This is a genomic window from Citrobacter sp. XT1-2-2 (genome assembly GCF_023516235.1).
GTDB lineage: Bacteria > Pseudomonadota > Gammaproteobacteria > Enterobacterales > Enterobacteriaceae > Citrobacter > Citrobacter werkmanii.
On record NZ_CP097324.1, the window covers coordinates 3,103,773 to 3,118,146 of the forward strand.

General features: G+C 51.2%; 13 protein-coding genes. 6 read left to right on the forward strand and 7 right to left on the reverse strand.

What is annotated here, in order from left to right; all coding sequences use genetic code 11:
* Positions 1-26: 26 nt before the first annotated feature.
* Positions 27-473 carry a YccF domain-containing protein gene (locus M4I31_RS14900; protein WP_085048594.1) on the forward strand — a complete coding sequence of 149 codons (447 nt, stop codon included), beginning with the start codon at positions 27-29 and terminating at the stop codon, positions 471-473.
* 18 nt (positions 474-491) lie between these two features.
* Positions 492-2,654, forward strand: coding sequence for a YccS family putative transporter (gene yccS, locus M4I31_RS14905; RefSeq protein WP_085048614.1), 2,163 nt, complete (start codon positions 492-494; stop codon positions 2,652-2,654).
* On the opposite strand, the gene M4I31_RS14910 is transcribed toward yccS, so the two are convergent.
* The gene (locus M4I31_RS14910) at positions 2,623-3,237 is read right to left on the reverse strand and encodes a TfoX/Sxy family DNA transformation protein (protein WP_085048595.1); all 615 of its coding nucleotides are present in this window, start codon (positions 3,235-3,237) and stop codon (positions 2,623-2,625) included. The two genes, yccS and M4I31_RS14910, sit on opposite strands and share 32 nt — an antisense overlap.
* Positions 3,238-3,453: 216 nt before the next feature.
* On the opposite strand from M4I31_RS14910, the gene sulA reads away from it, so the two are divergent.
* Positions 3,454-3,963, forward strand: coding sequence for an SOS-induced cell division inhibitor SulA (gene sulA, locus M4I31_RS14915; RefSeq protein ID WP_038639432.1), 510 nt, complete (start codon positions 3,454-3,456; stop codon positions 3,961-3,963).
* A gap of 357 nt (positions 3,964-4,320) precedes the next feature.
* The gene (ompA, locus tag M4I31_RS14920; protein WP_085048596.1) at positions 4,321-5,367 is read left to right on the forward strand and encodes a porin OmpA; all 1,047 of its coding nucleotides are present in this window, start codon (positions 4,321-4,323) and stop codon (positions 5,365-5,367) included.
* Positions 5,368-5,465: 98 nt separating this feature from the next.
* Here ompA and matP read toward each other — a convergent pair whose 3' ends face one another.
* On the reverse strand, positions 5,466-5,918 hold the full coding sequence (gene matP, locus M4I31_RS14925) for a macrodomain Ter protein MatP (protein ID WP_042314187.1): 453 nt from the start codon (positions 5,916-5,918) through the stop codon (positions 5,466-5,468).
* A 185-nt stretch (positions 5,919-6,103) separates the two neighbouring features.
* On the opposite strand from matP, the gene M4I31_RS14930 reads away from it, so the two are divergent.
* Entirely contained in the window at positions 6,104-7,864 is a 1,761-nt protein-coding gene (locus tag M4I31_RS14930) for a Lon protease family protein (protein ID WP_085048597.1), read from the forward strand.
* A 68-nt stretch (positions 7,865-7,932) separates the two neighbouring features.
* Complete coding sequence (gene fabA, locus M4I31_RS14935; RefSeq protein ID WP_003035875.1) at positions 7,933-8,451, forward strand: bifunctional 3-hydroxydecanoyl-ACP dehydratase/trans-2-decenoyl-ACP isomerase; 519 nt, start codon at positions 7,933-7,935, stop codon at positions 8,449-8,451.
* Between the two features lie 114 nt (positions 8,452-8,565).
* On the opposite strand, the gene rmf is transcribed toward fabA, so the two are convergent.
* From rmf to M4I31_RS14960, 5 genes are all read right to left on the reverse strand, one after another.
* On the reverse strand, positions 8,566-8,733 hold the full coding sequence (rmf, locus tag M4I31_RS14940) for a ribosome modulation factor (protein ID WP_071888121.1): 168 nt from the start codon (positions 8,731-8,733) through the stop codon (positions 8,566-8,568).
* A gap of 254 nt (positions 8,734-8,987) precedes the next feature.
* The gene (gene pqiC, locus M4I31_RS14945; RefSeq protein WP_085048598.1) at positions 8,988-9,551 is read right to left on the reverse strand and encodes a membrane integrity-associated transporter subunit PqiC; all 564 of its coding nucleotides are present in this window, start codon (positions 9,549-9,551) and stop codon (positions 8,988-8,990) included.
* Positions 9,548-11,188: an intermembrane transport protein PqiB gene (pqiB, locus tag M4I31_RS14950; protein ID WP_038639416.1), complete on the reverse strand. Its 1,641-nt coding sequence runs from the start codon at positions 11,186-11,188 to the stop codon at positions 9,548-9,550. The genes pqiC and pqiB overlap by 4 nt, the downstream gene beginning before the upstream one ends.
* 4 nt (positions 11,189-11,192) lie before the next feature.
* On the reverse strand, positions 11,193-12,446 hold the full coding sequence (gene pqiA / locus M4I31_RS14955) for a membrane integrity-associated transporter subunit PqiA (protein ID WP_085048599.1): 1,254 nt from the start codon (positions 12,444-12,446) through the stop codon (positions 11,193-11,195).
* 15 nt (positions 12,447-12,461) lie between these two features.
* Complete coding sequence (locus M4I31_RS14960) at positions 12,462-14,369, reverse strand: ABC transporter ATP-binding protein (RefSeq protein ID WP_250856808.1); 1,908 nt, start codon at positions 14,367-14,369, stop codon at positions 12,462-12,464.
* Between the last annotated feature and the right edge of the window lie 5 nt (positions 14,370-14,374).

The following is a 14,374-nucleotide window of genomic DNA, read 5'->3' on the forward strand; positions in this document are numbered from 1 at the left end:
AGAAAACCAGAGTTAATCGAGGGTTTATGCGTACTGTTCTGAATATTTTAAATTTTGTGCTAGGTGGGTTCGCCACCACCTTAGCCTGGTTATTGGCTACGCTGGTCAGTATTGTGCTTATTTTTACTTTACCCTTGACCCGGTCATGCTGGGAAATAACCCGACTCTCGCTATTTCCCTATGGCAACGAAGCGATTCATGTCGATGAACTTAATCCGGTAGGGAAAAATGTGCTTCTTAATACCGGTGGCACATTGCTCAATATTTTCTGGCTGATTTTCTTCGGTTGGTGGCTGTGCCTGATGCACATTGTCTCCGGCATTGCCCAGTGCATTTCGATTATTGGTATTCCGGTGGGCATTGCGAACTTTAAAATTGCCGCTATTGCGCTCTGGCCGGTGGGGCGTCGGGTGGTTTCAGTCGAAGTTGCCCGCGCTGCGCGTGAAGCCAATGCGCGCCGTCGCTTTGAATAATCAGGACTGATGGCCTTTATGTTAAGTCCGCTGCTTAAACGCTATACCTGGAACAGCACCTGGCTGTACTACGTAAGAATTTTTATCGCGCTTTGTGGCACAACAGCGCTACCCTGGTGGCTGGGCGATGTTAAGCTGACCATCCCGCTCACGCTGGGTATGGTCGCTGCCGCGCTGACCGATCTGGACGATCGCCTCGCTGGCCGACTGCGCAATTTGATCATTACGTTGATCTGCTTTTTTATTGCCTCAGCCTCCGTAGAACTGCTCTTCCCATGGCCATGGCTGTTTGCCATTGGGTTAACGCTTTCCACCAGCGGCTTCATTCTGCTGGGGGGCTTGGGCCAGCGCTATGCAACCATCGCCTTTGGTGCGTTGTTGATTGCCATTTATACCATGCTGGGAACGTCGCTTTACGATCAGTGGTATCAGCAGCCGATCCTGTTGCTCGCTGGCGCTATCTGGTACAACCTTCTGACGCTGACCGGGCATCTTCTGTTCCCCATCCGCCCACTCCAGGACAATCTGGCGCGTAGCTACGAACAGTTAGCGCACTACCTGGAACTGAAATCACGCCTTTTTGATCCCGACATTGAAGATGAAAGCCAGGCGCCGTTGTATGATTTGGCCCTCGCTAATGGGCAATTGATGGCGACGCTAAACCAGACAAAGGTATCGTTACTGACTCGCCTGCGCGGCGACCGCGGTCAGCGCGGAACGCGTCGCACGCTACATTACTATTTTGTAGCGCAGGATATTCACGAACGCGCCAGCTCCTCCCATATTCAGTATCAAACGCTACGCGACCATTTCCGTCACAGCGACGTGATGTTTCGCTTCCAGCGCTTGATGTCGATGCAGGGGCAAGCCTGCACCCAGTTGTCCCGCTGTATTTTATTACGCACGCCTTACCAGCACGATCCGCACTTTGAGCGCGTCTTCACGCATATAGATGCCGCCCTGGAGCGTATGCGTGCGAACGGTGCGCCTGCTGACCTGCTCAACACGCTGGGATTTTTACTCTCAAACCTGCGAGCTATCGACGCCCAACTGGCCACCATCGAGTCAGAACAGGCTCAGGTACTCTCGCGTAATGAGTCTGAAAATCAGCTTGCCGATGACAGTCCGCATGGGTTCAGCGATATCTGGTTACGTCTGAGCCGTAATTTTACGCCTGAGTCAGCCCTGTTTCGCCATGCAGTACGCATGTCGCTGGTGCTTTGTGTCGGCTATGCCATTATCCAGATTACCGGGATGAACCACGGATACTGGATCCTGCTGACCAGTCTGTTTGTCTGTCAGCCAAACTACAACGCTACCCGACATCGCCTGGCGCTAAGGATTATCGGTACATTGGTAGGAATCGCCATTGGTTTACCTATCCTGTGGTTCGTTCCCTCTCTGGAAGGTCAGTTGATACTTTTGGTGATCACTGGCGTACTGTTTTTTGCCTTTCGCAACGTCCAGTATGCGCACGCCACGATGTTTATCACGCTGCTGGTACTGCTGTGCTTTAATCTGCTCGGTGAAGGTTTCGAAGTTGCGCTGCCGCGCGTTATCGATACGCTGATAGGGTGTGCCATCGCATGGGCTGCCGTGAGTTTCATCTGGCCTGACTGGCGTTTTCGTAACCTGCCGCGTGTCATTGAGCGGGCCACTGACGCAAACTGTCGTTACCTCGATGCTATTCTCGAACAATATCATCAGGGTCGTGATAATCGTATGGCATACCGTATCGCCCGTCGTGACGCGCACAATCGTGATGCAGAGCTTGCCTCCGTGGTGTCGAACATGCCGAGTGAACCGGATGTCACGGCCCAAACGCGAGAAACAGCATTTCGCTTGCTGTGCCTCAATCATACGTTTACCAGTTACATTTCTGCCCTTGGCGCACACCGCGAACAGTTAACCAACCCGGAAGTTCTGGCATTACTGGATGATGCCGTCTGCTACGTTGATGACGCGCTTCACTATCAACCCGCAGACGAACAGCGCGTCTACCAGGCGCTGGAGGGGCTGAAGCATCGAATTCAGCATCTTGAGCCACGTCCGGATAGTAAAGAACCGCTTGTTATACAGCAGGTTGGGCTATTGATCGCCCTGCTACCGGAAATCCGGCGATTACAACAGCAAATTGCCGTGCTGCCTTCTAATACCCTGGCTTCGGCGTCAGTGAACTGACCCACTCCACCAGCTCCTGGCGACGGACCGCCGGGAGCGCTGCTTCATGCACGCCACCGACCGCGCCTTCAAGGGCATAAAGTATTTTTACCGTCAGGGCTGGATTATTTTGCCGCAGTTTCAGCCAGCACATTTGGGCGCCCAACGTTCGCAATGTTCCCTCATCTTTAATTCCTGCTTCATTTAGCAGGGTCTCCAGATGAAACGTCATATTTGGTAGTTCCCGCAGACGATGTTGAGCAAAGCGACTCTGTTTTTCCTTAACAGCAGCATCCAATGAGTACCGCGATAACGACACCAATTGCTGATGGTTTTGCCACAGCGCATCATTTACCTGATAGTAGTTGAGTACCACCGGACGCCCGCGCTTTATAAATGTCAGCCAGACAGGCGAATTTTTTGCACAGTACTGTACGCTCTGTTCGCAGGCCCGAAGATATAACTCACCGCTGGCGACCATAGCAAAGACCGTATCCCCAACCGTCAAACTGTAGCTGCCAAATAATGAGCGATAGTGAATTGTTCCCAGAGACGCCAGATATTCTTGTGATTTATAGATCTTTGCATAAGAAAGTTCTTTCATAAAAATCCTTTTAAATCATAACGTAAGCAAATGATTTTCAATAACAGATCCGTTAATGACGAAAATAGGCAACTTATTCGCACGGGGCAAGATGAATTTTATTTTTCCCGTAACTACGACTAAAAATTGCGAACCTGTTTCCGAAAATAAGGTTGATCTTTGTTGATAGCAGGGTTACTGTATATCCATACAGTAACTCACAGGGCTGGATTGATTATGTACACTTCAGGCTATGCAAATCGTTCTTCGTCGTTCTCTTCCACATCAAGCAACATTGCGCGCGTTTCATCAGAGAACGCAACCGCTGGGCTTATCAGTGAAGTGGTCTATCGCGAGGACCAGCCCATGATGACGCAACTACTGCTGCTTCCCCTGCTGCAGCAGTTAGGGCAGCAATCACGCTGGCAGCTGTGGCTGACGCCTCAGCAAAAATTAAGCCGGGAGTGGGTACAGTCAGCCGGGCTTCCATTAACAAAAGTGATGCAGATTCGCCAACTCTCCCCCTGCAATACGCTGGAATCGATGATCCGTGCGCTGCGCACAGGTAATTACAGCGTCGTTATCGGCTGGCTGGGAGAAGAGTTAACGGAAGACGAACACGCTGAACTGGTTAAAGCGGCTGAAGAAGGAAATGCTATGGGATTTATCATGCGTCCTGTTCGCGCACAGTCACTTGCGGGGAGACAGCATTCCGGGCTAAAAATTCACTCGAATTTGTATCATTGAGTAAAATTAGGATTTATCCTGGAATTTTTTTTCATGCTTCAATTTGCCTTTGAGCTTTAACGCGTTTTTCGTGCGAACGCCTGTCTCAAGCGGTTTTCAGGAAATCTCCAGTGCATTTAGACATCAATAAATGTTAAATATTATGTATACAAGCCTTTTTTTTTCATATGCCTGACGGACTTCACACTTGTAAGTTTTCAACTACGTTGTAGACTTTACATCGCCAGGGGTGCTCGGCGTAAGCCGCAGATATCGGTAGAGTAACTATTGAACTGGTCCCCGGGTGAAGGATTTAACCGTGTTATCTCTCTTCGGAGATATTCATGGCGAATTTTGGATGATAACGAGGCGCAAAAAATGAAAAAGACAGCTATCGCAATTGCAGTGGCACTGGCTGGTTTCGCTACCGTGGCGCAGGCCGCTCCGAAAGATAACACCTGGTACACTGGTGCTAAACTGGGCTGGTCTCAGTTCCATGATGTTGGCAACAACCAGATCAACAACAACGGACCGACTCACGAAAGCCAACTGGGTGCCGGTGCGTTCGGTGGTTACCAGGTTAACCCGTACGTTGGTTTCGAAATGGGTTATGACTGGTTAGGCCGCATGCCGTACAAAGGCAGCGAGCAGAATGGCGCTTTCAAAGCTCAGGGCGTTCAGCTGACCGCTAAACTGGGTTATCCAATCACTGACGATCTGGACGTTTATACCCGTCTGGGTGGTATGGTTTGGCGTGCAGACGCTCAAAACAACACTGGCTTCAAAGACCACGACACTGGTGTATCCCCAGTATTCGCTGGTGGCGTAGAGTATGCAATTACTCCTGAAATCGCTACCCGTCTGGAATACCAGTGGACCAACAACATCGGTGACGCGAACACCGTTGGCGGTCGTCCGGATAACGGTCTGTTAAGCGTTGGTGTTTCTTACCGTTTCGGCCAGCAGGAAGAAGCAGCTCCAGTAGTTGTTGCTCCAGCTCCGGCTCCGGAAGTACAGACCAAGCACTTCACTCTGAAGTCTGACGTTCTGTTCAACTTCAACAAAGCAACTCTGAAACCAGAAGGCCAGCAGGCTCTGGACCAGATGTACAGCCAGCTGAGCAACCTGGATCCGAAAGACGGTTCCGTAGTGGTTCTGGGCTTCACTGACCGCATCGGTTCTGACGCTTACAACCAGGGTCTGTCCGAGAAACGTGCTCAGTCCGTTGTTGATTACCTGATCTCTAAAGGTATTCCTTCTGACAAAATCTCTGCACGTGGCATGGGCGAATCTAACCCGGTTACTGGCAACACCTGTGACAACGTGAAAGCTCGCGCTGCACTGATCGACTGCCTGGCTCCGGATCGTCGTGTTGAGATCGAAGTTAAAGGTATCAAAGACGTTGTAACTCAGCCTCAGGCTTAAGTTATCGTCTTATAAAAAAACCCCGCATCGCGGGGTTTTTTTTCATCTGTGTTTTAATCAAAGCACACTACTACGTCACCCATTAAACCACCCTGCCACTACTCTTTTCCCAGCAGTGCCTGTAAATCCTGTTTTAATGTCGACATTTTATTTGCGTACTTCTCTTTATGCTCCGCATCTTCAATCAGTTGCACAATGGTTTCAGAAAGCGTTTTACCGCGCCGCTGCGCAAGGCCTGCTAAGCGTTGCCAAACCATGAATTCCAGATCGATAGATTTCTTTCGTGTATGCTGATGCTCAGCATTAAAATGCCGCTTGCGCCTCGCCCGTATGGTCTGTTTCATACGATTGAGTAGCGCAGGGTTCATGTGTTCTTCAATCCAGGTATTGACCCGAACCGGTTCATTTTCGAGGGTTAGCAATAAATCAACGGCTTCTTTGGCAGCGCTGGCCTCTACGTAACGGGTTATTAATTCCCCCTCACGATGCTTCTTCACCAAGTACTTCCACTTCCAGCCGCTTTCAAGATTTTCAAGTTGTTGATATTTCATTGCGATCTCAATGTTACCGTGTAACTCTTATCAGAATATCAGCTTTTTGAGCAACTGAAGAAAAGAATATCCAGCCTGTGAACTGCCGCGCGTCATCACTTCCGTTTCGCGGTGCTTTCCAGGTGTGTAGTGATGAGGGTTACGGTATAATCTCGTTTTTAACAACAGACTAAAAAACATCAACTTTGACCATTACGAAACTTGCATGGCGTGATCTGGTTCCTGATACCGACAGTTATCAGGAAGTATTTGCACAGCCGCACGTCACTGACGACACCGATACCTTACTTAGTGATACTCAGCCACGTTTACAATTCGCGCTAGAGCAGCTTCTGCAGCACTGGACGACGTCCTCGTTCATGCTGGTAAAAGCACCGGAAGAGCTTGAATACCTTAACCTTATTGCAACTGCTGCACATACACTGCACACGGACGCAGGACGCCTGACTGGGGGTCATTATGATATCTCTGGTCGCACTATCCGCTATCGTACAGCGGAAAAAGCAGAAGACAATTTTGCGACGTTAACTCAGGTGGTCAACGCTGACTGGGTTGAAGCCGAGCAACTGTTTGGCTGTCTGCGTCAGTTCAATGGCGATATTTCCCTGCAACCAGGTCTGGTGCATCAGGCGAATGGTGGGGTGTTGGTTATCTCATTACGCACTCTGCTGGCCCAACCGCTGTTGTGGATGCGCCTGAAAGCCATTGTCAGCCACGAGCGCTTTGACTGGGTAGCTTTTGATGAGTCTCGCCCATTGCCTGTTTCCGTTCCGCCGATGCCGCTTAAACTGAAAGTGATTTTAGTCGGGGAGCGTGAATCACTGGCAGATTTTCAGGACATGGAGCCAGAACTGGCTGAGCAGGCCATCTACAGCGAATTTGAAGACAACCTGCAGATAGTCGATGCCGAAACCATGACACAGTGGTGCCAGTGGGTAACGCATACCGCCACGCGCAACAATTTGCCCTACCCCGCGCCTGATGCCTGGCAGGTTCTAATCCGCGAAGCGGTGCGCTATACCGGCGAACAGGATACGTTGCCGCTTAACCCCTTGTGGATCATCCGACAGTTCAAAGAAGTGGCCCCGCTATGCGCGAGCGAAACCTGCACAGCGGAGCAGTTCAGCCTGATGCTGGCGCAGCGCGAATGGCGGGAAGGATTCCTGGCCGAACGTATGCAGGATGAGATTCTGCAAGAGCAAATCCTTATTGAAACGGAAGGCGAGCGAATTGGTCAGATCAACGCCCTGTCGGTCATTGAGTTTCCGGGTCATCCTCGCGCGTTTGGAGAACCATCACGTATCAGTTGCGTGGTGCATATTGGCGATGGCGAATTCACAGATATTGAGCGCAAAGCCGAGCTGGGAGGAAATATTCATGCCAAGGGGATGATGATTATGCAGGCGTTCCTGATGTCTGAACTCCAGCTTGAGCAGCAAATTCCCTTCTCGGCCTCGCTGACCTTTGAACAATCATACAGCGAAGTTGATGGTGACAGCGCGTCCATGGCGGAATTGTGCGCATTGATTAGCGCCCTCGCCGACGTCCCTGTGAATCAAAGCATCGCCATTACGGGTTCTGTCGATCAATTTGGTCGGGCGCAACCTGTCGGCGGTCTTAACGAGAAAATTGAAGGTTTCTTCGCCATCTGCCAGCAGCGTGAGCTGACAGGTACTCAGGGCGTTATCATTCCATCAGCTAATGTCAGACACCTGAGCCTGCAACCGGCACTGCTACAGGCCATAGAAGAAGAAAAATTCACTATCTGGGCGGTGGACGACGTAACCGATGCATTGCCGCTATTACTAAATCTGGTGTGGGATGGCGAAGGCCAGACAACGCTGATGCAAACCATCCAGGAACGTATTGCGACAGCAACGCAACAGGAAGGCCGTCACCGTTTTCCATGGCCGCTACGTTGGCTGAACTGGATTATTCCGAACTGATCGGACTTGTTCAGCGTACACGTGTTAGCTATCCTGCGTGCTTCAATAAAATAAGGCTTACAGAGAACATGGTAGATAAACGCGAATCCTATACAAAAGAAGACCTTCTTGCCTCTGGTCGCGGTGAGCTGTTTGGCGCAAAAGGCCCGCAACTGCCTGCACCAAGCATGCTGATGATGGACCGTGTCATTAAGATGACCGAAACCGGTGGCAACTTTGACAAAGGTTATGTTGAAGCTGAACTGGATATTAACCCGGACCTGTGGTTCTTCGGATGCCACTTCATCGGCGATCCGGTAATGCCAGGCTGCCTGGGTCTGGATGCCATGTGGCAGCTGGTTGGATTCTATCTCGGCTGGCTGGGCGGCGAAGGTAAAGGCCGCGCGCTGGGCGTAGGCGAAGTGAAATTCACCGGTCAGGTTCTGCCGACTGCGAAGAAAGTCACTTACCGCATTCACTTCAAACGCATCGTTAATCGTCGCCTGATCATGGGCCTGGCTGATGGCGAAGTGCTGGTTGATGGTCGTCTGATCTACACCGCAAACGATCTGAAAGTGGGTCTTTTCCAGGACACTTCCGCGTTCTAATCGCAGAGATCAGGCGTTGCGTCGTTGTCGGATGACAGCGTAAGCGCCTTATCCGGTCTGCAAAAAGGCGAAACCTCCGCTCTGCGGAGGTTTCTTTTATCTAAAGAGACAGAATCAGGCCATTAAAACCCTATCCCCCATGGCTTCTCGCCAGCCTCCCAGCCAGTATGATCTCTGATTCAGCGCCTGATAGGGACACATTTCTTTTGAGCGTCCGGCAATGCCGGCCTGATATCCACGTTGATGTGCCCGTTCCAGGCGATCTCGTTTTTGTCTCTTCATGCCTCGTTTCCCTCATCTTTAGTTCTGGTGGAAAAGAAAACAGTGATTACTAAGTGTGCAATCACACTAAACGAATACCCCTAAACATCAGGCTCGTCAATGCGCAAAATTCACGCCAGTGTCATATTTGTGAGCTACCCGCGAAATCATTTGTACAAAAAAATCAGACAGAACAGTTATCTTCGCGGCTAAAAAATAAAAAAAACCGCCCCGGGCGGTGAACCAGGGGCGGCATAATTTACAATTATTTAAGCTTAAGGGATGCGTTTCAGCTCTTTAGCTATGGCCGTCGCTTCCTGACTCCAGGCGCTGGCGAGAACCTTCACCATCTCATCGTAGCCGTCCCTGGTCTGCACTGCTTCGATGTGGAACGGACGCTTGATCAACTGTCCCTGGTGATTCAGTAACCATTCTCCGCTCACGATAACCTTCCCATCGTACCTACCGTGGAAGCCGGTTACAGTGACGTTCAGCGTGTCCTGCGTGCTTCCCAGCGGCTGCGAAGCGACAACCCAGCCAGGTAATTGCATACTGAGGTTCGTCACCAGCGTATTGCGCAATTGCTGATCTAAAGGACTGGCCCAGAGATTATTATTCGCTATCACATATTGCACATCGCTGGTCTGGTAAACCACTCCATTACCCGCCAGATAGTCCGGCACCGCAATCTGCTCAACCCACAGCAGCCGGTTACCCTGGTTGGCGGAGCTTTGGACGCTCCCTTGCGCGATAGGAAGCTGGTAATAGCTTTTATTTTCTCCGCTGGAGCTGCATGACGTCAGCCAGACCGCCATCATCACCACTAGCCACTTTTTCATTGTTTCGCCCTCTTCGGCTCTGGATCTTTTTTGTCCTTCGCTTCAAATACCAGCGCATTGCTCTTATCGTTCAACGTTTTCAGTACCGGTTGCAGTTCGCGCAGTACCTGATCAAGACGCTGCATATCCGCCACCATCTTGTTGTAGGCTGCCGAGCCCGGCTGGAAGCCCTGCATGCTACGATTAAGTTCACGCAACGTATTTTGCATATCCGCCGGAAGATCCTGCATTGACTGGCTGGATGTGATCTTATTCATATTATCCAGCGTGGTTTGCAGATGCTTCATCGTACGCTGGCTTTCTGACAACGTATTGGTCGCCTGCTCAATCATCGGGTTCAACGGCAGATTATTAATCTTATCCAGCGCTTCCATCAGGCGCTGCTGGATCTGCGCTAAACCGCCACTCACCGTCGGGATAATCTGATAACCATTAAATTCTCGTACACCGCTAATCGGTGGTTCTTTCGGGTAGAAGTCGAGATCGACATACAGCGCGCCGGTCACCAGATTCCCGGTTTTCAGCGATGCGCGTAATCCGCGTTTGAGCAATTGCTCCAGATGAGCGCCAACATCAGTGTCCTCGCCCAGCTGTGCTTTCAGGCGCTCAGGCTCGATGCGTACCAACACCGGAATGCGGTAATCATTGTTAAATACCTGACGCATGTTCGGTGAGAAGAAAGGTACTTTACTCACCGTCCCCAGACGAATGCCGCGGAATTCCAGCGGCGCGCCTGGCTGCAGGCCACGAATCGAATCCTTAAAGAACATCAGGTAGTCAATATGATCGGTATACAGGGAATCCTGAATACTTTTTTGATCGTCATAAAGATTAAACGCGGACTGTTGCCCAACCGGCTCACCTTGTTCTAAACCTTCTGGCACATCAAAACTTACGCCACCGCCAAACAGCGTGGAGAGCGATCCCATTTCCACACGCATACCTGCGGAGGTAAGATCCACGGCGATCCCACTGTCTTTCCAGAAACGCACATTGCTGGTCACCAGACGATCGTTAGGCGCATTAATGAAAAGCTGGTAGCTGATAGTACGCTTTTGCGCATCGAAGGTGCTGGTCTCAACCGACCCCACACGATATCCACGGAACAATACCGGATCGCCGGGGCTTAACTGCCCGGCTTTTTTACTGTCCAGTATCACGCGGATCCCTTTCGCATCTGGCGGTGCCAGCGGCGGTGAGTCCAGTAGTTGGTAATTTTCCAGCTTATTCCCTTTATTGCCGGGCTGCAGTTCAATATATGCCCCGGACAATAGCGTGCCCAGGCCGCTGATACCTTCACGACCTACCTGCGGCTTCACCACCCAAAAAACAGAGTCTTTATGCAGCAGCTTTTCCATTCCGGAGTTAAGACGAGCTTTAATCTCCACATGGGTCAAATCATCCGTCAGAGTCGCGCTCTCGACGATGCCGACATCCACGCTGCGGCTTTTAATCGTCGTTTTGCCGCCTTCAATCCCTTCGGCATTGGTGGTAATCAGCGTGACTTCCGGCCCCTGATGGCTGTAATGATAAAACAGGACCCACGCGCCAATAAGCGCAGTAACGATCGGGAATATCCACACGGGCGACCAGTTTTTCACCTTCTGCACTTTGGCTTCCCCACTTTTAGATTCCATGCTGTCAGGACTCCTCATGATCTGGTTCTGGTTCACGGTCCCACGACAGACGCGGATCAAATGTCATCGCAGAAAACATTGTCATAATGACGACTAAAGCAAACATCAAAGCACCCATTGCAGGATAAATGTTCATTAACCCTCCCATGCGCACCAGCGCAGAGAGTACCGCAATCACAAAAACGTCGATCATTGACCAGCGACCGACAAATTCCACCACTTCATAAATCAAGTGCATACGTTCACTGTCACGTTTGCCGTGCCCCTTGGCATCCCAACATAGCCAGGCAATGGCAATCATTTTCAACGTCGGCACCATAATACTGGCGATAAAGATAACCGCCGCCACCGGATAAGAGCCCTCGCTCCAAATCAAAACCACGCCTTCAAGAATCGTTGACGGCAACTTGGATCCGAGCAAATCGGTAATCATGATCGGCAGGATGTTGGCAGGAAGATAAAGCATGATTGACGTGAACAATAACGCCATCGTCCATTGCAGACTGTTTTTGCGACGCACGTAGCCTTTCGTCTCGCAGCGCGGGCACACCCGTTCGTCAGCGGGAAGAATCGCGGTGCAGCAGGAACAAGAACGCAACCCCTGCCGGATGCCGGGCACGCCTGGCTTTAATTCCTGGTTAATGACAGGCATTGGCGCAATATCATCCCACAGCCAACGGCGGTCAACGCACTGGAACGCCCGTAGCTGTAGTACACAAAAGAAGCACCATGGGATGAAACTGCTGCCCACGCCGATATCACCATAAGCCATTAGCTTAACGAAACTGACCAGCACTCCGGCGAGGAAGATTTCCGCCATCCCCCAGCTTTTCAACTGGAACAGGACGCGCGCAAGCCTGGCCTTTAGCCAGCCAGGCATTTCGGCACGGTTCACCAGCAGCAGAATAGCCAGTAAACAAAACGCGGGAACCAACTGGACGAATAATAAAAAAAACGTGCCGAGGCTGGCGTAATCTTCAGAGAAGAGCACGCTGGGGATTTCCAGCAACGTCACTTCGCTGCTTACCCCTGCGACGTTCATATTCACAAAAGGGAAGAGGTTTGATAAAAGCAGCATGAACAGCGCTGCTAAAACATAGGCAGTAGGACGCTGCCTCGGCGCGTCCCACTCAACCGTTAACGTAGTGCCACATCGTGGACATGCCGCTTTCTGACCATGCTCAAGGCGCGGTAACGCCACCAGCATGTCACACTGCGAACACAAAATATGCTTCGCGGCATGGTGATGTTCGCACATATGTGCTCCTTTAAATTATGCGCCATTCTTCAAAGATTCAAGATACTCCCAGCGCTCAAAGGCTTGCTCAAGTTCTTGTTCCGCTTCGTTCAGATTAGCTAAAACTTGTTGCGTTTGCTCGTGCGGCTGACTGAAAAAAGCGGCGTCAGCAACCTGAGCTTGTAATGTTTCCAGCTTAGCTTCCAGTTCTTCAAGCAATGCGGGGAGCTGCTCCAGTTCGCGCTGCAGTTTATAGCTTAGTTTGCTCGTGCCACGTTTGACAATTTCTGCTTTAGGAGCAATAGCTTCCTCTGTTTTTTTCACAACGGGCTGTTTAAACGCTACATGCTGCGATTGCTGGCTGCGCGCGTCATGGTAACCGCCGACATAACGACCAATTTTACCACCGCCTTCGAAGATCCAACATTCCGTGACGGTATTATCCACAAACTGACGGTCGTGGCTCACCAGCAGTACGGTGCCCTGATAGCTGTCAATCAGCTCTTCAAGCAGTTCCAGCGTTTCGACGTCAAGATCGTTCGTTGGTTCATCGAGAATTAAAAGATTACTGGGTTTCAGGAACAAACGCGCCAGCAACAGACGATTTCGTTCCCCACCGGAGAGCGCGCGTACTGGCGTCATCGCCCGTTTCGGGTGGAACAGGAAGTCCTGCAGGTAGCCCAGCACATGGCGGGGTTTACCGTTGACCATCACCTCTTGTTTACCTTCGGCCAGATTGTCCATCACGGTTTTATCCGGATCCAGTTCAGCCCGGTGCTGATCGAAATAAGCCACTTCCAGCTTGGTCCCAACATGAATACGTCCACTGTCAGCCTGCAGTTGGCCTAGCATCAGTTTGAGCAGCGTCGTCTTGCCGCAACCGTTAGGGCCAATTAACGCAATTTTGTCGCTGCGCTGCACCTGTGCAGAGAAATCTTTTACCAGTTGCTTACCATCAACCTGATAATCCACATTCTCCATTTCGAAGACAATCTTGCCCGAACGGCTCGCCTCTTCAACCTGCATCTTCGCCGTGCCCATCACTTCGCGACGTTCACCGCGCTCGCGACGCATCGCTTTCAGGGCGCGCACACGGCCTTCGTTACGGGTACGACGCGCTTTGATACCCTGGCGGATCCAAACCTCTTCCTGCGCCAGCTTGCGATCAAACTCCGCGTTTTGTAACTCTTCTACCCGCAGCGCTTCTTCTTTCTCCAGCAGATACTGATCGTAGTTCCCCGGATAGGTCACCAGTTTGCCGCGGTCAAGATCAACAATACGCGTCGCCATGTTGCGAATAAATGAACGGTCGTGGGAAATGAAAATGATTGTCCCGTTGAAGGATTTCAGGAACCCTTCCAGCCAGTCGATTGTTTCAATGTCCAGATGGTTCGTCGGTTCATCGAGCAGCAATACGCGCGGATTACTCACCAACGCGCGGCCCAGCGCCGCTTTACGCAGCCAACCACCAGACAGCGACGAAAGCGCGGCGTTAGGATCCAGCCCCAGTTGCGCCAACACTTCATTAATGCGACTTTCGAGCTGCCACAGATTGTGGTGATCGAGCATTTCCTGAACCCGCGCCATCTCATTCAGATTTCTGTCGCTGGGATCGGTCATGACAAGGCGCGAAATATCATGATACCGCTTCAGGTATTCAGCCTGTTCCTCAATACCTTCGGCAACGAAGCCATACACGCTGCCCTCGACGTTACGCGGCGGATCCTGTTGCAGACGCGCGACGACCAAATCCTGCTCATAAATAATACGCCCATCGTCAAGACCCTGTTCACGGTTCAGGATCTTCATCAGCGTCGATTTGCCCGCGCCGTTACGGCCTACCAGACAGACGCGTTCGTTATCCTCGATATGCAGTTCCGCATTATCAAGAAGGGGCGCATCGCTGAACGACAGCCATGCACCATGCATACTGATCAATGACATTTACT